The organism is Pseudomonas sp. RL_105y_Pfl2_101, assembly GCF_963970585.1.
GTDB lineage: Bacteria > Pseudomonadota > Gammaproteobacteria > Pseudomonadales > Pseudomonadaceae > Aquipseudomonas.
Window position 1 is genome coordinate 76,896 of record NZ_CAXAPG010000002.1, and the last position, 17,162, is coordinate 94,057.

16 protein-coding genes are annotated in these 17,162 nt (G+C 60.8%); 4 read left to right on the top strand and 12 right to left on the bottom strand.

Features of this window, described 5'->3' with window-relative positions; genetic code table 11:
• Window positions 1-31 precede the first annotated feature (31 nt).
• From pcaF to pcaR, 5 genes are all read right to left on the bottom strand, one after another.
• Window positions 32-1,237 (bottom strand): 3-oxoadipyl-CoA thiolase, encoded by a 1,206-nt coding sequence (gene pcaF, locus AACY31_RS03020; protein ID WP_339476463.1) that lies wholly within the window; start codon window positions 1,235-1,237, stop codon window positions 32-34.
• Entirely contained in the window at window positions 1,234-2,013 is a 780-nt protein-coding gene (locus AACY31_RS03025) for a CoA-transferase subunit beta (RefSeq protein ID WP_053178376.1), read from the bottom strand. Before AACY31_RS03025 ends, pcaF begins: the two co-directional genes overlap by 4 nt.
• The gene (locus tag AACY31_RS03030; RefSeq protein ID WP_339503838.1) at window positions 2,010-2,870 is read right to left on the bottom strand and encodes a CoA transferase subunit A; all 861 of its coding nucleotides are present in this window, start codon (window positions 2,868-2,870) and stop codon (window positions 2,010-2,012) included. Before AACY31_RS03030 ends, AACY31_RS03025 begins: the two co-directional genes overlap by 4 nt.
• A gap of 228 nt (window positions 2,871-3,098) precedes the next feature.
• Window positions 3,099-4,445, bottom strand: coding sequence for an MFS transporter (locus AACY31_RS03035; RefSeq protein WP_339475838.1), 1,347 nt, complete (start codon window positions 4,443-4,445; stop codon window positions 3,099-3,101).
• Window positions 4,446-4,585: 140 nt separating this feature from the next.
• Window positions 4,586-5,428, bottom strand: a complete 843-nt coding sequence (pcaR, locus tag AACY31_RS03040) for a pca regulon transcriptional regulator PcaR (RefSeq protein WP_339475841.1) — start codon at window positions 5,426-5,428, stop codon at window positions 4,586-4,588.
• A 577-nt stretch (window positions 5,429-6,005) separates the two neighbouring features.
• Between pcaR and AACY31_RS03045 the strand changes: the two genes are divergently transcribed.
• The gene (locus AACY31_RS03045; protein WP_339475844.1) at window positions 6,006-6,206 is read left to right on the top strand and encodes a hypothetical protein; all 201 of its coding nucleotides are present in this window, start codon (window positions 6,006-6,008) and stop codon (window positions 6,204-6,206) included.
• A gap of 363 nt (window positions 6,207-6,569) precedes the next feature.
• A complete protein-coding gene (locus tag AACY31_RS03050; RefSeq protein WP_339475846.1) occupies window positions 6,570-8,045 on the top strand; it encodes an inorganic phosphate transporter in 1,476 nt (491 codons plus the stop codon).
• A gap of 254 nt (window positions 8,046-8,299) precedes the next feature.
• Here AACY31_RS03050 and ccoM read toward each other — a convergent pair whose 3' ends face one another.
• The 3 genes from ccoM to AACY31_RS03065 all read right to left on the bottom strand — a co-directional run bounded on the left by ccoM (window position 8,300) and on the right by AACY31_RS03065 (window position 9,158).
• Entirely contained in the window at window positions 8,300-8,416 is a 117-nt protein-coding gene (gene ccoM / locus AACY31_RS03055) for a cytochrome c oxidase subunit CcoM (RefSeq protein WP_014336959.1), read from the bottom strand.
• 144 nt (window positions 8,417-8,560) lie between these two features.
• Window positions 8,561-8,722, bottom strand: a complete 162-nt coding sequence (locus AACY31_RS03060; protein WP_265066463.1) for a hypothetical protein — start codon at window positions 8,720-8,722, stop codon at window positions 8,561-8,563.
• Window positions 8,723-8,816: 94 nt separating this feature from the next.
• Entirely contained in the window at window positions 8,817-9,158 is a 342-nt protein-coding gene (locus AACY31_RS03065) for an aspartate-semialdehyde dehydrogenase (RefSeq protein ID WP_339475857.1), read from the bottom strand.
• 229 nt (window positions 9,159-9,387) lie between these two features.
• Between AACY31_RS03065 and rapA the strand changes: the two genes are divergently transcribed.
• The gene (gene rapA, locus AACY31_RS03070; protein ID WP_339475859.1) at window positions 9,388-12,234 is read left to right on the top strand and encodes an RNA polymerase-associated protein RapA; all 2,847 of its coding nucleotides are present in this window, start codon (window positions 9,388-9,390) and stop codon (window positions 12,232-12,234) included.
• 98 nt (window positions 12,235-12,332) lie between these two features.
• Here the strand turns inward: rapA and AACY31_RS03075 are convergent, their stop codons facing one another.
• From AACY31_RS03075 to AACY31_RS03090, 4 genes are all read right to left on the bottom strand, one after another.
• Window positions 12,333-13,175, bottom strand: a complete 843-nt coding sequence (locus tag AACY31_RS03075; protein ID WP_339475862.1) for a cache domain-containing protein — start codon at window positions 13,173-13,175, stop codon at window positions 12,333-12,335.
• A 188-nt stretch (window positions 13,176-13,363) separates the two neighbouring features.
• Window positions 13,364-14,233 (bottom strand): ATPase, encoded by an 870-nt coding sequence (locus AACY31_RS03080; RefSeq protein ID WP_339475865.1) that lies wholly within the window; start codon window positions 14,231-14,233, stop codon window positions 13,364-13,366.
• A gap of 106 nt (window positions 14,234-14,339) precedes the next feature.
• A complete protein-coding gene (locus tag AACY31_RS03085; protein WP_339475867.1) occupies window positions 14,340-15,332 on the bottom strand; it encodes an NAD-dependent epimerase/dehydratase family protein in 993 nt (330 codons plus the stop codon).
• An 85-nt stretch (window positions 15,333-15,417) separates the two neighbouring features.
• A complete protein-coding gene (locus AACY31_RS03090) occupies window positions 15,418-16,317 on the bottom strand; it encodes a LysR family transcriptional regulator ArgP (protein ID WP_339475870.1) in 900 nt (299 codons plus the stop codon).
• A 97-nt stretch (window positions 16,318-16,414) separates the two neighbouring features.
• On the opposite strand from AACY31_RS03090, the gene AACY31_RS03095 reads away from it, so the two are divergent.
• A complete protein-coding gene (locus AACY31_RS03095; protein WP_339503841.1) occupies window positions 16,415-17,017 on the top strand; it encodes a LysE/ArgO family amino acid transporter in 603 nt (200 codons plus the stop codon).
• Window positions 17,018-17,162 lie beyond the last annotated feature (145 nt).

Below are 17,162 nucleotides of genomic sequence, written 5' to 3' on the forward strand. Positions count from 1 at the left end.
TTCCTCGATTTCTTATTAGTAGAACGACGCGTCAGACGCGTTCGATCGCCAGCGCCAGCCCTTGGCCGACGCCGACGCACATGGTCGCCAGGCCTTTCTTGCCGCCGGTCTTTTCCAGTTGGTGTAGCGCCGTCAGCACCAACCGCGCCCCGCTCATGCCCAGAGGATGGCCGAGGGCGATGGCACCGCCATTCGGGTTGACCTGGGGTGCATCGTCCGCCAGACCGAGGTCGCGCAACACCGCCAGGCCCTGGCTGGCAAACGCTTCGTTGAGTTCGATCACATCGAAATCCGCAACCGCCAGGCCCAGGCGCTCAATGAGCTTGCGCACCGCCGGCACCGGGCCAACGCCCATCACTCGAGGAGCCACGCCGGCACTGGCCATGCCCAGCACTTTGCCGCGGGGCGTCAGGCCGTGCTTCTTCACCGCTTCGGCCGACGCCAGGATCAGTGCAGCCGCGCCATCGTTGACTCCCGAGGCGTTGCCGGCAGTGACGGTCTTGTCGGAGCCGTTGACCGGTTTGAGTTTGCTCAGGGTTTCCAGCGTGGTATCGGCGCGAGGATGCTCATCCTGCTCGACCACGGTTTCACCTTTTTTATGGGTGATCCGCACTGGAACGATTTCTTCGGCAAAAAAGCCTGCCGCCTGGGCCGCTGCCGTGCGCTGTTGGCTGCGCAAGGCGAAAGCATCCTGGTCAGCGCGGGACACGGCGTAGTCATCGGCCACGTTATCAGCGGTCTGCGGCATCGCGTCCACACCGTACTGGGCTTTCATCAATGGGTTGATGAAACGCCAGCCGATGGTGGTGTCTTCCAGCTTCATGTTGCGGGAAAACGCCGCGTCGGCTTTGCCCATCACGAACGGCGCTCGGGACATCGACTCCACCCCACCGGCGATGGCCAGTTCCATCTCACCGCTGGCGATGGCACGGGATGCGGTGCCAATGGCATCCATGCCCGAGGCGCAAAGGCGGTTGAGGGTCACGCCGGGAATGCTTTCCGGCAGGCCCGCCAACAGCAGCGCCATGCGCGCCACGTTGCGGTTGTCTTCGCCGGCCTGGTTGGCACAACCGAGAAACACTTCGTCCACCGCGCTCCAGTCCACCGATGGGTTGCGCTCCATCAGCGCCTTGATCGGCACGGCCGCCAGGTCGTCGGCGCGCACGGCGGACAAACCGCCGCCAAACCGACCGATAGGGGTTCGAATCGCATCACAGATATAAACGTCGCGCATCAGGCTTCTCCCGGTGCCTGGCCGTGGGCCGCCGCGGTACGAGCTTCCAGGTCGCGCAGTGCGCGCAGCTCCACCTCGGTCGGCTCGGCGGTGGTTTGCACCTGGTCGGCGAAACGGATCGCCCACCCGGTGGCCGCAATGACTTGCTCTCGGGTCACGCCGGGGTGCAACGCGGTGACCACGAACTCATGGGTGCCGGCTTCCGGTTCCATAATGCACAAGTCGGTGATGATACCGACGGGACCGGCGCCCGGCAGGCCCAGGCGTTTGCGCGAATCACCGCCTTCACCGTGGCCGACTGAAGTGATGAAATCCAGCTTGTCGACAAACGAGCGAGCCGACTGCTTGAGGATGATCAACACACTCTTGGCAGAGCCGGCAATTTCCGGCGCGCCACCGGCACCCGGCAGGCGAACTTTCGGTTGATGGTAATCACCCACCACGGTGGTGTTGATGTTACCGAAACGGTCGACCTGGGCTGCGCCTAGGAAACCGACGTCGATACGCCCACCCTGCAGCCAGTAGCGAAAAATCTCACCGGTCGGCACGACAGTATCGGCGGTTTCCGCCAGCTCACCGTCACCGATGGACAGCGGCAGTACGCTGGGCTTGGCACCGATCGGGCCGGATTCGTAGATCAGCACGACGTCCGGCGACGAGGTCAGCCGCGCCAGGTTGGCCGCTTTCGACGGCAGACCGATGCCGACGAAGCACACGGCATTGTTCTTCAAGCGACGCGCCGCGGCGACGGTCATCATTTCGTTGGTGGAGTAGGTCATGGTTTCACCTGCGAAGCGGCTGCCAGTCTGGCCTGGAATTCACTGAAGTCTTTAGTGCCATGGATGTATTCGTTGATCCATGCGGTAAAGGTCTCACGGTCCCGGGCGATCGGATCCCACGCCTGGTAGAAACGGTTGTCACGCTCGGTGTAGCCGTGGGCGTAGGACGGATGGGCACCACCCGGCACGAGGCACACGGCGCTCAATGCCCAGGTCGGCAGTACACAAGCGTTCATCGGTGCATTGAGGTCGTCGACGATTTCTTCCACGGTGACGATGCAACGCTTGGCGGCCAGGGCCGCTTCTTTCTGCACACCGAGGATGCCCCACAGCAGCACGTTGCCCTTGCGGTCGGCTTTCTGGGCGTGGATCACCGTGATGTCCGGGCGCACCGAAGGTACAGCGGCCAATACTTCACCGGTGAAGGGACAGGTCACGCTCTTGATCAGCGGGTTGACCTTCGGTAAGTCGGAACCGGCGTAGGCCCGCAATACCGCGAACGGCAGCCCGGAGGCACCGGCGACGTAGGCGTTGGCCAGGTCGGCGTGGCTGTGTTCCTCGATCTCCAGCGGGCGCGGCCATTGTTTTTCCACGGCGTCACGCAAGCGGTGCAGCGACCCTACGCCAGGGTTGCCGCCCCAAGAGAAAATCAACTTGCGAGCACAACCGGCGCCGATCAACTGGTCATAGATCAGGTCAGGCGTCATGCGGACCAGGGTCAGATCTTTCTTACCCTGACGAATGATTTCATGACCCGCCGCCGTAGGAATCAGGTGAGTGAAGCCTTCGAGCGCGACGGTATCGCCGTCGTTGACGAATTGCTTCACCGCGGCGTGCAGCGAAAGGATTTCAGCCATGGGGCAGGCTCCCGTTTTCCAGTAGACCGACATGAAGAAAAAGGCGCGAGGTTAAGCGCCGGAGTGACTGAAGATTAAGCCTGGGGGAAAAGCCAAACAATCCGATAATCGACTGAGTGTTCGTTTATCGAACAGATTGTTGTTTGGCTATCGATCTATCCAAGTGCACAGAACCCTGTGGGAGCCTTGCATGCCACCATTTGTCTTACACAGGGTCATGCCGTTGGCTCAGGTCGCATCCGCATGACTGACCATGCCCTTGATCACCACTGCCGTGGTCGCCAGAGCTGCCGGGATGACCAGGGCGGTCAGGACCTGTTCGAAGTTCCAGCCCAGGCCCAGCAGGGTCGCGCCCATCCAGGCGCCGAGGATCGCGCCGAAACGACCGATGCCCAGCATCCACGAGACACCGGTGGCGCGGCCTTGGGTCGGGTAGAAACGCGCGGCCAGCGAAGGCATCGCCGATTGCGCGCCGTTGACGCACATGCCGGCCACCAGCACCAGGGTGGCGAGTAAGGTGATGTTACCCAGGCTCTGCCCCACCGCGTAGGCAAACACCCCGGCCATCAGATAGAAAATGCCGATGACCTTGTGCGGATTGAACCGGTCCATCGCCCATCCCACGCCTACTGCGCTCAATACGCCGCCGAATTGAAACAGCGCACCGATAAACGCTGCCTGCTCCATGCTCGCGCCGCTGTCGCGCATCAGGGTCGGCAGCCAACTGGTCAACAGGTAGACGATCACCAGGCCCATGAAATAGGTCAGCCACAGCAGCAAGGTGCCAGCGCTGTAGGTACCAGAGAAGATCACCGCCAGCACATTGCGGGCTTTTACGGTTTTCTGTTCCGGCACACTGAAACTCGCCGCTTGGGCGACCGTGTTCGGTTCGATCGGTGCCAGGGTCTTGCGCACCTTGTCGGTGCCGCGATTGCGCACCACCAGGTAACGCGCCGACTCCGGCAGCCAGAACAGCAACACGACCGCCAGGATCAACGGCAGGATCCCGCCAATCAGCAGCAGGCTGTGCCAACCGAATGCCGGTATCAGCTTGGCGGAGATGAAGCCACCGCCGGCCATGCCCAAGTTGAAGCCGCAGAACATGCCGGTCACCAACAGGGATTTCTTGCGTTCCGGGGTGTATTCCGACAGCAAGGTGGTGGCGTTCGGCATCCCGGCGCCTAATCCCAGGCCGGTCAGGAAACGCAATACCAACAATTGATCGACGTTGGCGCTGTAAGCCGACGCCAGGCTGAACGCGCCGAACAGCAGGACCGCGCCCACCAGTACGACTTTTCGCCCGAAGCGGTCAGCCAGCGGCCCTGAGCCCAGTGCGCCGAACACCATGCCGATCAGCGCGGCGCTCATCACCGGGCCAAGGCTGGCGCGGTCGATGCCCCAGTCCTGGGACAACGCCGGGGCGATGAAGCCCATGGCCGCTGTATCGAGGCCGTCGAGGAAAACAATCAGGAAACAGAGAATCACCACCCGCCACTGGTAGCGCGAAATGGGCTGGGCATTGATGAAGGACTGCACATCGAGGCAGTTGCCTACGGAGGTCTGGGGTTGATTCATTTTATTTTTATTCCACGCGATAAACGCAGGCGAACGATCAGGGACCGGCGAAACACGCCGGATGACGCTGCGCGACATTAATGAGGGCAGGCAAATACCGTCAATTCATCGCCGCCGACTGTGTGCGTTTATCGAACAGCTTAAGTGAACAATTGCGCGCTCAAGTCGCGACTGGCCCCCAGCAGGCCCGGCAGGAAGCGCTGTTCCAGCTCATTGCGGCTGACCCGCCCGGCATGGGTACTGACATTCAGCGCCGCGACCACCTGCCCGGAAGCGTCGTACACCGGCACGGCAATCGAACGCAGGCCCTGCTCCAGTTCCTGGTCGACGATGCACCAGCCTTGCTGTCGTACCTGTTCCAGGCATTCAAGCAATGCCTCGGGGGTGTGCAAGGTGCGGCTGGTCTTGGCTTGCAGATCGACGTGGTCCAGGTAGTCACGCAACGAAGCATCATCCAGGGCCGCCAGGAGAATTCTGCCCATCGAGGTGCAATAGGCTGGCAGACGCCCTCCGACCGACAGATCGACCGAAATAAGGCGCTGGGTGGTGGCTGACCTGGCGATATAGAGGATGTCGTCGCCTTCGAGCGTCGCCATGTTGCAGGCTTCGTGCAATTGCTCGCTCATGCGGTCCAGGTACGGCTGGGCAGAAACGGCCAGGGGCGTCGAGGACAGATAGGCGTGCCCCAGGGTCAGCACTTTGGGCAGCAGCGAATAGGTCCGTCCGTCCGTGGTGGCGTAGCCAAGCTTGATCAAGGTATGCAAGCAACGTCTGACGGCGGCGCGAGGGATTTCCGTGCGATGACTGATCTGGGCGATGGTCAGGTGCCGCTTGCGTTCCTGGAAGGCCTGGACCACGGCCAATCCGCGGGCCAGGGACGTCATGAAATCAGGATCGCCGGTCAGGGCCTGGATCCGCTTGGCCGGCGAGGCGACGATCGGTGGCGCGACTGAAGTGAAAGCATTGCGCAATTGGTCGTTCATGTCTGGTCCTTCCACGGGAATGACGGCTATTACAAGCGGCTGCCCGACGGACAGACAAGGGTCGGACCGCCAACAGCGTTCGATTATCGAACCGACAACCGATAATCGCAATCCTCCCCCGTGTCATGAATTCGTCGCCGTCGAACGCTCGACAACAAGTTGAGCGAAAGTGACAAGCGATGTGACGTGAAGGTGTGAGCGATATTGAACTTGTCGCCTTGAACGGCCTCAGGATATCGGCACTAGCAAGCATCTTCTGAAACCTGATTGACACAAGTTTGCACATACAAACATCGATTCACACAACAACAGGCCTCTTTAAATTTTTCCCGATAGTGTTATTCAGCTGGACCGCTATAATGCAATTCAGCGACGGTGCGGCCAATCGACCGCTCCCGTACGCAGGCACCTTGGTTAAGACTTGGCGCCCGAAGCACCTTTAGGGTCGCTTCCCCTGTATTGGCAACAACACGAAGCCCTGATGCTACGTCAGCTGTCAGCTCTGGTGCCGTGGCCGTCTGCATGTCTACATGCAGTGCGTATCACCAGATTCCATTTCAATTAATTAGGTAAAACTGTGACGAAAGACGAACTGCGCGCGGAACTTGAGCGCCAGGAACAACGTTACAAGGAAGTTTACGGCGGGGAAGTCACCACCTACGCCGCGCAACCTGAACCGGAACGCAAACCCTGGCGTAAGCGCGCCACCGTTCAGGATCAGGCCTTCACCCAGGAACTCCAGAAAATGGAAAAAGAACTCAAACCCGAAGAGCAGTGACGCTTTGGGCCTGATGTTCTTGTGAAGAGGTCTCCGGCCGCCACCCAGGCCGGGAGCCGCAGCCGCGCCCGCCATGAGCGGGCCGCCATCCGCTCCCGTCCGACGGGCGGGAAGGGTCATGGCCGACCTTCTTTCAGATATTTCATACAACCACCCGTAGTGCTTCACAGCGGGCGGCGATCAGGTTCCGGGACACTTTGCGCCCCTGAATCAAAGGGTTACGCACCCCGCGAAAAACCTCGTACCAGAGTCATTCCTACAAATTATTTCGTTGAAGAATGTTACCGATGAGCAGGCAATGCATCGATTGCCAAGGTTTTCTGGCATAATCGCGCCCCCTTACGACCGGGTCAGAAAACCTTCATGATCGATTTATTCAGCGGACTGGATGCTTGGGTGCTTGTGAGCCTCTTGCTCGCCCTGGCTTTTGTCCTCGCCTTCGAGTTCATCAACGGCTTTCATGACACCGCTAACGCGGTTGCCACTGTTATCTACACCAAAGCCATGCCGCCTCATCTGGCGGTGTTCTTTTCCGGTGTGTTCAATTTCCTCGGCGTGCTGCTGGGCGGTGTGGGGGTGGCGTATGCCATCGTTCACTTGTTGCCCGTGGAGCTGCTGATCAATGTGAACACCGGACACGGGCTGGCCATGGTGTTTTCGCTGCTCGCAGCGGCCATTACCTGGAACCTGGGCACCTGGTACTTCGGTATCCCGGCGTCCAGTTCCCACACGTTGATCGGTTCGATCCTCGGCGTGGGTCTCGCCAACGCGTTGATCAACGGTATCCCGTTGGCCGACGGGGTGAACTGGCAGAAGGCGATCGATATCGGCGCCTCCCTGGTGTTCTCGCCCATGGCCGGCTTTCTGGTCGCAGCCTTGGTGCTGATCGGCCTGAAATGGTGGCGTCCGCTGTCGAAGATGCACAAGACACCGGAACAGCGCCGCAAGCTCGACGACAAGAAGCACCCGCCGTTCTGGAATCGCCTGGTGCTGGTGATTTCGGCCATGGCCGTCAGCTTTGTCCACGGCTCCAACGATGGCCAGAAAGGCATCGGCCTGATCATGCTGGTACTGATCGGTATCGTGCCGGCGCAGTTCGTACTCGACCTGGGCAGCACCACCTACCAGATAGAGCGGACCCGTGACGCGACTCTGCACCTGAGCCAGTTCTACCAACGCAACAGCGAGTCCCTGGGAGAATACCTGGCGCTGGGCAAAAGCGTGAAAGGCGATCTGCCAGAGAAGTTCCGTTGCAATCCGCAGCAGACCGAACCCACCATCGATGCCCTGCTCGACACACTCAAAGGCGTGGCGGACTACCATTCGCTGCCGTCGGAAAGACGTATCGAGGTTCGTCGCTACCTGCTCTGCCTGGACGACACGGCGAAGAAGGTCGGCAAGCTGCCAGGCCTGGCAGCCCGTGAGAAAGACGACCTGAACAAGCTGCGCAAGGACCTGACCGCCACCACCGAATACGCCCCGTTCTGGGTAATCCTGGCGGTCGCCCTGGCACTGGGTCTGGGCACCATGGTCGGCTGGAAGCGTGTGGTACTGACCATCGGCGAGAAGATCGGCAAGCAAGGCATGACCTACGCCCAGGGCATGTCAGCGCAGATCACCACCGCGTGCATGATCGGCATGGCGAACATCTTCAGCCTGCCGGTTTCCACCACCCACGTACTGTCCTCGGGCGTGGCTGGCACCATGGTCGCGAACAAGAGCGGCCTGCAAGGTGGCACCGTGCGCACCATCCTGCTGGCCTGGGTGCTGACCCTGCCAGCAACGGTGGCGCTGTCGGCCGGGCTGTTCTGGCTGGCGTCCAAGGCCCTGGGCAGCTGATTCCAGCGGCTCAAAAAAGAAGGTGCGATCCTTGCGGGTCGCACCTTTTTTTATGCCTAACGCTGAACAACTTGTGGGAGCGGGCTTGCTCGCGAAAGCGTCGGTTCAGTCAGCTACTCAGTGGCTGACATACCGCTTTCGCGAGCAAGCCCGCACCCACAGTTGTTTTGTGCCGAACAGGGGAAATTTGCCAAAAAAAATGGGCGACCGAAGTCGCCCAAAATGCCTTGCGTGCTCGTTGTAGCCGGAAAGACCTACGGTTTTTTCCGCTTGTGTGCGTCTTTCCAGATGAATAATCCAAAGCCTGCGAAAAACACGACCATGAGGCCAACCGTCAACACTCCGGCAAACACCACATTATCGAAAAACATGACTGGCCTCCTGGTCTTGTCCCTGTTGCGATGGGTTCAAGTTAACCAATCAGGCCTGGATAAAAATTGACCGGGGTCAATAGCGCCCGCAACGGGGTGAAAAGGTGGGGAAATAACTGATCTGCATCAATGGATCGAGGGGGCTCAGCGCTTTTTCGGTTTGCTTTTCGGCTTTTTCTTGGGCTTGCCCAACGGCATGGCCTGCTCGAAAGCTTGGCGGACTTCATTGAGGCGTTTTTCGTTGAGGTCGTGAACGCGCTTGGCGCGCTCGGCACTGAGGTCGATCAGCTTGTCGTCTTGGCTCATGGCGTCTGGGCATCGTGCAGTGAATTGCGGATGCGCCCATGATGCGGGCTGTTGGCGGCGTTGACTAGCCTGCGTACGTCGGCAGACACCTGAATCATATCTGGATATCGACCCACAAGCCCTGGCGCGACTCTTCGTCTATCAGCGGCACCACCGGCACAGTGTTGTCGGCGTTGAGTTCGGTACCCGGTATGGCCAGGTGCTCTTCAGGGTCTTCATCGGCCTCGCGGCGGCGCCTGTTGCGTTCATGCTGGCGACGTTGTTCCTCGCGCAACAGCAGCGCAGCCTCTTCCGGGTCGCGGTTTTGCAGGTCGATGGTGCTTTCGTTGGAGCTTTGCTGCACCGGGACCACGGGCGGTATGTCCGGTCGCTGGCGAACCGGATCCTGTTGAGCGGTGATGGGTACGGCGCTCAAAGGGAGAATGGGTGGCAACATAAAGGTCTCCTGTCTTCAGGTTGTCGGCTGGAAAAGTGGCAGCTTGAACCGCCGGTCCGAAACTTGTGACCCAGTTGGTATTGCAGCAATCCCCTGGTCCGAGCTTGTTTGATCGCAGGGCAAGCGTAAGTTCCGTGCCGTCGCTAACGAATCAGCGTACGTAAATCCTTTGGTCTGAGGGATCCTTCCGTTAATATAACCGGCTTTTTCAAGGCGGGAGTCAGGCAGCATGGCGCAGCAGTATCAACCGGGGCAACGCTGGATCAGTGACAGCGAAGCCGAGTTGGGTTTAGGCACCGTTCTGGCACAGGACGGCCGCTTGTTGACCGTGCTCTATCCGGCCACTGGCGACACTCGCCAGTACGCGCTACGGAATGCGCCGCTCACCCGTGTACGGTTCTCGCCAGGCGATGTGATCACTCACTTCGAAGGCTGGAAAATGACCGTACGCGAAGTCGATGACGTCGACGGGCTACTGGTCTACCACGGCCTCAACGAGCAGAACGAAGTCGTCACCCTGCCCGAAACCCAACTGTCGAACTTTATCCAGTTCCGCCTGGCGAGCGACCGTCTGTTCGCCGGCCAGATCGACCCGTTGGCCTGGTTCTCCCTGCGTTACCACACCCTGGAACACACCAGCCGCCAGTTGCAGTCTTCGCTTTGGGGCCTGGGCGGCGTCCGTGCCCAGCCAATCGCCCACCAATTGCACATTGCCCGTGAAGTGGCCGACCGCATTGCGCCGCGGGTGTTGCTGGCGGACGAAGTGGGCTTGGGCAAGACCATCGAAGCCGGCCTGGTCATCCACCGACAACTGCTGTCCGGCCGTGCCAACCGCGTCCTGATCCTGGTGCCGGAAAACCTCCAGCACCAATGGCTGGTGGAAATGCGTCGGCGCTTCAACCTACAGGTCGCGCTGTTCGACGAAGAACGCTTCATTGAAAGCGATGCCGGCAACCCGTTCGAAGACACTCAACTGGCCCTGGTGGCGCTGGAATGGCTGGTGGACGACGAGAAGGCCCAGGACGCGCTGTTCGCCGCTGGCTGGGACCTGTTGGTGGTCGACGAGGCCCATCACCTTGTGTGGCACGAAGATCAGGTCAGCCCGCAGTACGCGCTGGTCGAACAACTCGCCGAGACGATCCCGGGCGTGCTGCTGCTGACCGCGACCCCGGAACAACTGGGCCAGGACAGTCACTTTGCCCGCCTGCGCCTGTTGGACCCGAATCGCTTCCACGACCTCAAGGCCTTCCGCGCCGAGAGCGAAAACTATCGCCCGGTGGCCGAAGCCGTGCAGGAGCTGCTGGACAAAGGCCGTCTCTCGCCTGAGGCCCACAAGACCATCCAAGGCTTCCTGGGCAATGAAGGTGAAGCCTTGCTGACCGCGGTCAGTGATGGCGATGTCGAAGCCAGTGCCCGCCTGGTGCGCGAACTGCTGGACCGCCACGGCACCGGCCGCGTGCTGTTTCGCAACACCCGCGCCGCCGTGCAGGGCTTCCCTGAGCGCAAGCTGCACGCCTACCCGCTGCCATGCCCGGACGAGTACCTCGAGTTACCCCTGGGCGATCACCCCGAGCTGTACCCGGAAGTCAGTTTCCAGGCCCTGCCGGACGCCAGCGAAGAAGAACGCTGGTGGCGTTTCGACCCTCGGGTCGAGTGGCTGATCGACACCCTGAAGATGCTCAAACGCACCAAAGTGCTGGTGATCTGTGCCCACGCCGAAACTGCCATGGACCTGGAAGACGCCCTGCGCGTGCGTTCCGGCATCCCGGCCACGGTGTTCCACGAAGGCATGAATATCCTGGAGCGCGACCGCGCAGCGGCCTATTTCGCCGACGAAGAGTTTGGTGCCCAAGTGCTGATCTGCTCGGAGATTGGCAGTGAAGGCCGTAACTTCCAGTTCGCTCATCACTTGGTGCTGTTCGATCTGCCGGCGCACCCGGACTTGCTCGAGCAACGTATCGGTCGTCTGGATCGGATCGGCCAGAAGCACACCATCGAGCTGCATACCCCGTACCTGGAAACCAGCCCGCAGGCGCGGCTGTTCCAGTGGTATCACGAAGCGCTGAATGCCTTCCTCAACACCTGCCCGACCGGCAACGCCTTGCAGCATCAGTTCGGCCCGCGCCTGCTGCCATTGCTGGAAGAAGCCGACGATGGCCAGTGGCAAGCCCTGATCGACGAGGCCCGCAGCGAACGCGAGCGCCTGGAGGCCGAGCTGCACACCGGTCGCGACCGTTTGCTGGAGCTCAACTCCGGCGGTGCCGGTGAAGGCGATGCGCTGGTGGAAGCCATTCTCGAGCAAGACGACCAGTTTGCCCTGCCGATCTACATGGAAACCCTGTTCGACGCCTTTGGTATCGACAGCGAGGATCATTCGGAAAACGCGCTGATCCTCAAGCCAAGCGAAAAAATGCTCGACGCCAGCTTCCCGCTGGGCGACGACGAAGGCGTGACCATTACCTACGACCGCAACCAGGCGCTGTCGCGCGAAGACATGCAGTTCATCACCTGGGAGCACCCGATGGTGCAAGGCGGCATGGACCTGGTGCTGTCCGGTTCCATGGGCAACACCGCCGTGGCGCTGATCAAGAACAAGGCCCTCAAGCCCGGCACCGTGTTGCTGGAACTGCTCTACGTCAGTGAAGTAGTGGCCCCGCGCTCGCTGCAACTGGGCCGCTACCTACCGCCGGCCGCCCTGCGCTGCCTGCTGGACGCCAACGGCAACGACCTGGCCGCCCGAGTCTCGTTCGAAACCTTGAACGAGCAGCTCGAAAGCGTGCCCCGCGCCAGCGCCAACAAGTTCATCCAGGCTCAACGCGACCTGCTCACGCCACGGATCAACGCCGGCGAAGAAAAGATCGCCCCACGCCACGCCGAACGCGTGGCCGAGGCCCAACGTCGCTTGGCCGCCGATACCGACGAGGAACTGGCACGCCTGACCGCCCTGCAAGCGGTCAACCCAACCGTGCGTGACAGCGAACTGGTGGCCCTGCGCCAACAACGCGAGCAAGGGCTGGCGATGCTTGAGAAGGCGGCGTTGCGCTTGGAGGCGATTCGGGTGTTGGTGGCGGGCTGAGTTTGGCTGGATTCCCGATATGGGTCCCCGCTGTGGTGCTTTTATCGGGTGTATATCCGTTGCTGCGGTAACGGATATACACACCAAACGATGCCCCCTCAAGGACTGTAATACCCCACCGCCACCAGAAAATGCCCGACCTTCTTCAGGTACGCATGCTTGTCCTCGACCTTGCCGGTCACCGGGTTCTTCCAACGATACTCATACTCCCCCACATCCTGCTTGCCGATCATGGTCAGGATCGGCTCCCCCACCGGCTTGCCATCGGGGTCCTTGACCTTGGCAAAATCGGTATTGATCAAGCGCAGGTTCGTACCGTGGCCGACATACCGCCGGGTATTGAGGTCAACCACAAAGACATACAGGTCATCCTGCAAATAACCGCCCTTGAGGGAATTGACCGCCGCCAGCGTGGCTTTCTCGTTTTTCAGCAGATCGCTCGAGGCTTTGTCCAACAGCGCCCGGGCCTGTTCGGCGGAAGCCCGTGGCAGGTAGTAGCCGACGGCCAGGATTCGTTCGCCGACGCGCTGGAAGTACACGTGCTTGCGCTCGACCTTGCCGTCCGACCAGTTCTGCCAACGGTACTCGGCTTGCTGGATGCCACTGGCCTCAGGAGTTTTCAAGGCATCCTTGAACGCTTTGCGCAGGTCCGGGCCTAGCACTTCGGACACGTCTCGCCCGATCAGCGCCGAGGAAGGCCCGCCACTGGCGAGCATCACACCCTGGGTATTCACCACGAATACGTAGCGATCCTTGTCGACGAACTCCCCTTGGCGACTGAAGGCGGCAAAGGCTTTGTCGCCATTGTCGTGGTAATAGGCCAAGGCCTTTTCCAGCAGCGAGCGGGCCGCCTGGCCGTCATCCGGTGTCGCGGCATGAACCGGTGCCAGCCCCAGCACAAGCATTGCGCCCAGCCAGGCCATTCTGTGAAAAAAAACCATATGCGCGCCCCTCGTTCTTGTTGGTGTTTCAAGAGCGTAGACGGCGCGGGGGAGTAGGAGCTGACGAGTGCAACGAGGCTGCGATCTTTTCCCACACAATTGAGTCTTGAGCGAAAAGATCAAAAGATCGCAGCCTTCGGCAGCTCCTACAGGGGTAGGCGCGGGCCGAACATCAGGTCCACTCAGACTTATTGACCGCGGAGTTGCTGCTGCAAGTTCTGAATCTGCGCTTGTAAGGTGTTGATGTTGCGGGTGACCTGGCCGCGGAAGGCATCGAACTCGGCAGTGCTACCGCCCTTATCCTGCTGGCTCTTGAGCACGATCACGTCCTGCTCCAGGCGGTCGATGGCCGAGTTGGAGGTGGCTCTTTTCAGGGCGGTGATATCGGCACCGATGCTCTTGAGCTGAGCATCCAGGGCACCACCCTCGCCTTGGTTTTTCAGGGCGGACACTTCAGTCGCCAGCGTCTTGACCTGGGCTTGGAGCTCCGTGTTGGTAGCTTGCAACTGAGTGTTGGTGTTCTGCTGTTCAGTGGCCTGGGCAATGAGCTGGGCCAGTTCCTTGTCCAGGTCGGCGGACGGACCGAACGTGGCTTGCTGCAGTCTGTATTGCTCCTGCAACTTGCTGTCGAATTGCTTGCCCTGATCCTGCAGCTTGCTTTCCAACTGCTTGATCTGCAGTTTCAAGGCCTCACTGTCGCTCATCACATTGGACTGGCGGGCGACGACCTTGCCAGAAAACTCCTGCAGTCGTCCCGCCGCATCTTCACTGATCCGCGCGAAGCTCTCCTGGGTGGCCACCAGTTGCTGCTCCATCAGGGAAATCTGCTGAAAGCTCCACCAAGCCAGGAAGCCGAACGCACACAGCAGCGCGCCGACCAGTGCCCACAGCGGCCCGGTGCTGGGCCCCTTGACCTTGGCCGTGGCAACGGGCGCCGGGCGCGCTTGCAGGTGAGGCTGGCGGTTGGGCAGGAAATCATCGTCATCGGGAATGTCGGCCCGCATCCGCAGGCTCGGTACATCATCGAAGTCGTCGTTGGCATCGTTACGCATGGGCATGGTTCAACCTTTGGGAAACCGGTGATGGCTTGATGCGGTGAGTATAACCCCCTCGCCCGCCGCACCGATTGACCCCGAACCTGGCACTCGGTTCATGACGGGGCGATCAGCGGGCAGTTTGGACCTTCCACCAGGCACAAAATTCATCGAGGGCGGTCCACAGACTGACCCGCGGATCGTAATCGAGATGGTGCCGGGCCCGGCTGATGTCCAAGGTGAAATTTTTGTTCATGACCTGCATGCCCAGGCGCGACAGCGTCGGCTCGGGGCGGCCCGGCCACAATTTGCAGAAACCTTCATTCAGGGCCGCGATGCTGTAAGCCAAGCCGTAGGAACGATAACGCCGGACCTGTGGGACTTCCATCTGGCGCATCACATAATTGACCACATCCCACAGCGGAACCGGTGCCCCATTACTGATGTTATAGGCCTTGCCCAACGCTGAATCGGTAGCCAGCAGGCTGCTGAGCAGCGCTTCGTTGAGGTTTTGCACGCTGGTGAAATCCACTTTGTTCAGCCCGTTGCCGACAATCGCCAGGCGCCCCTTGCGCTGCATTTTCAACAGACGCGGAAAAATACTCATGTCACCGGCGCCGGTCACGAACCGCGGGCGCAGGGCCAGCACTTCGAGGCCGAACTCCTGGGCGCCGAAGACTTTCTGCTCGGCCAGGTACTTGGTGGCAGCGTAAGGGTGCTTGAAGCGCTTGGGCACTTGTTCTTCAGTCAACCCGAGGTGGTCACGACCGTCGAAGTAGATGGACGGCGAGGACAGATGAACCAGGCGGCGAACCTTTTGCTTGAGGCAGGCCTCGACGACATTTTCCGTCACCTGGACATTGCCTTGGTGGAAATCCTGGTAGCGCCCCCAAAGCCCCACAGAGCCGGCGCAATGCACCACGGCTTCGACATCCAGGCACAAATCGCGGGCCAGCAGCGGGTCGCTCAGATCCCCTTGGACAAACTGTGCACCGCGACGCACCAGGTGCTCTACGCTCTCGGCCCGGCGACCATTGACCCGTACATCCAGGCCTTGCTCCAGGGCGAAACGCGCGAAGCGCCCGCCAATGAAGCCGCTCGCGCCGGTGACCAGAATTTTCATGAATGCTCCTAAGAAATGCGGTTACGAGCCTCGCACTACAACCTGCAAATTTATCTGTGCGCCGCTTTTACCTGCTGCTTGACGTCTATTGCGCCTCCCAAGGCACCAGCCACTGCCGGGAGGCGCGGATCAACTGTTCGGTCAACAAGCCGAGCAACTGCCCGCCATTGCGCCAATGATGCCAGTAGAGCGGCACATCGATCGGTTTATCTGCCAACAATTCCACCAGCACGCCGCGTTCCAGCTGTTCGCGCACTTGCAGCTCCGGCACAAGCCCCCAGCCCAGTCCGACTTCAGCAAGACGAATAAAACCTTCGGACGAGGGGCACAGATGGTGCTCGAAACCGCCGTCCACGCCCACCGACGCGAGGTAGCGGTGCTGCAGGAAATCATCCGGGCCAAACACCAATGCTGGCGTACGGGCCAGTTGATCAGCCCGCACCCCACCGGGGAAATGCCGGGCGATGAACGCCGGGCTGGCCAGCGCCCGGTAACGCATCGCCCCCAGCAAAATACTGCGGGCGCCCGCCACCGGACGTTCGCTGGCACAGACACACGCCGCCACTTCACCGGCGCGCATGCGCTTGAGGCCAACGGTCTGGTCCTCCACCACCAGGTCGAGCAACAGGTGCTGCTCGGCGCAGAAATCGCCTACGGCCGCCGCCCACCAGGTTGCCAGGCTGTCGGCGTTCAAGGCGATGCGCAAACGCTCGGGCAAGCCCTCTTCATCCAGGGCCGGCACCAGGCTTTGCAGGTCACGCTCAAGCAGCCGCACCTGTTGCACGTGATTGAGCAATCGTCGGCCGATTTGCGTAGGTGCCGGCGGCGTGGCACGTACCAGCACGGGCTGGCCGACGCGTGCTTCCAACAGTTTGATCCGTTGGGAAATGGCCGATTGCGACAAACCCAACACCTGGGCCGCGCGCTCGAAACCGGCCTGCTCGACCACGGCAGCCAAGGCAGAAAGCAATTTATAATCGAACATCAGTTTTCCTAATGAGCAATCAGTAATATTGGTTTTTCTTATACATCTCTTGCCAGGAGAATGACCAGCATTCGTACACCAACCGGGAATCAAACCTATGTGGCAAAGTTATTTGAATGGCCTGCTGGTGGCCCTTGGGCTGATCATGGCCATCGGCGCCCAGAACGCATTTGTGCTGGCCCAAAGCCTGCGCCGCGAACATCATCTGCCCGTGGCGGCGCTGTGCGTCACGTTCGATGCGCTGCTGATCGCCGCCGGGGTTTTCGGCTTGGCGACCTTGCTGGCCCAGAGTCCGTTGCTGCTGTCGATTGCCCGCTGGGGCGGTGCGGCGTTCCTGCTCTGGTACGCCAGCCTGGCCCTGCGCCGGGCCTGCTCGAAGCAAAGCCTGCAACAGGGGGAAAACCAAGCCGTACGCTCGCTGCGGGCGGTGCTGCTCAGCGCCCTGGCGGTGACGCTGCTCAACCCCCACGTCTACCTCGACACCGTGCTGCTGATCGGTTCCCTCGGTGCCCAGCAGAGCGTGCCCGGCGCCTATGTCGTGGGCGCGGCCAGTGCCTCGCTGCTGTGGTTCTTCACCCTGGCTTTCGGCGCCGCGTGGCTGGCCCCCAGGCTGGCTCGTCCAAGCACCTGGCGGATCCTCGACCTGCTGGTGGCAGCGATGATGTTTACCGTGGCGGTGCAATTGATCGTCAACGGCTGATTATTCCAAACCGCTCTGGAACCTCTATTCCACACAGTTGTTGCGTGGTTATGCCGCACCCCCGGTGCTATGATCCGACTCCTGCGCCGCAAAGAGTACAAACTCCCCGGCGCTAGTCTGGCCGCCCGTGATCGGCCTTGCGCTC

What these genes read in the sequence shown, in the direction of transcription:
- AACY31_RS03025 (WP_053178376.1), bottom strand. Translation starts at nt 2,013, where the DNA reads ATGACCTACTCCACCAACGAAATGATGACCGTCGCCGCGGCGCGTCGC.
- AACY31_RS03030 (WP_339503838.1), bottom strand. Translation starts at nt 2,870, where the DNA reads ATGGCTGAAATCCTTTCGCTGCACGCCGCGGTGAAGCAATTCGTCAAC.
- AACY31_RS03035 (WP_339475838.1), bottom strand. Translation starts at nt 4,445, where the DNA reads ATGAATCAACCCCAGACCTCCGTAGGCAACTGCCTCGATGTGCAGTCC.
- pcaR (WP_339475841.1), bottom strand. Translation starts at nt 5,428, where the DNA reads ATGAACGACCAATTGCGCAATGCTTTCACTTCAGTCGCGCCACCGATC.
- AACY31_RS03050 (WP_339475846.1), top strand. Translation starts at nt 6,570, where the DNA reads ATGATCGATTTATTCAGCGGACTGGATGCTTGGGTGCTTGTGAGCCTC.
- ccoM (WP_014336959.1), bottom strand. Translation starts at nt 8,416, where the DNA reads ATGTTTTTCGATAATGTGGTGTTTGCCGGAGTGTTGACGGTTGGCCTC.
- AACY31_RS03060 (WP_265066463.1), bottom strand. Translation starts at nt 8,722, where the DNA reads ATGAGCCAAGACGACAAGCTGATCGACCTCAGTGCCGAGCGCGCCAAG.
- AACY31_RS03065 (WP_339475857.1), bottom strand. Translation starts at nt 9,158, where the DNA reads ATGTTGCCACCCATTCTCCCTTTGAGCGCCGTACCCATCACCGCTCAA.
- rapA (WP_339475859.1), top strand. Translation starts at nt 9,388, where the DNA reads ATGGCGCAGCAGTATCAACCGGGGCAACGCTGGATCAGTGACAGCGAA.
- AACY31_RS03075 (WP_339475862.1), bottom strand. Translation starts at nt 13,175, where the DNA reads ATGGTTTTTTTTCACAGAATGGCCTGGCTGGGCGCAATGCTTGTGCTG.
- AACY31_RS03080 (WP_339475865.1), bottom strand. Translation starts at nt 14,233, where the DNA reads ATGCCCATGCGTAACGATGCCAACGACGACTTCGATGATGTACCGAGC.
- AACY31_RS03085 (WP_339475867.1), bottom strand. Translation starts at nt 15,332, where the DNA reads ATGAAAATTCTGGTCACCGGCGCGAGCGGCTTCATTGGCGGGCGCTTC.
- AACY31_RS03090 (WP_339475870.1), bottom strand. Translation starts at nt 16,317, where the DNA reads ATGTTCGATTATAAATTGCTTTCTGCCTTGGCTGCCGTGGTCGAGCAG.
- AACY31_RS03095 (WP_339503841.1), top strand. Translation starts at nt 16,415, where the DNA reads ATGTGGCAAAGTTATTTGAATGGCCTGCTGGTGGCCCTTGGGCTGATC.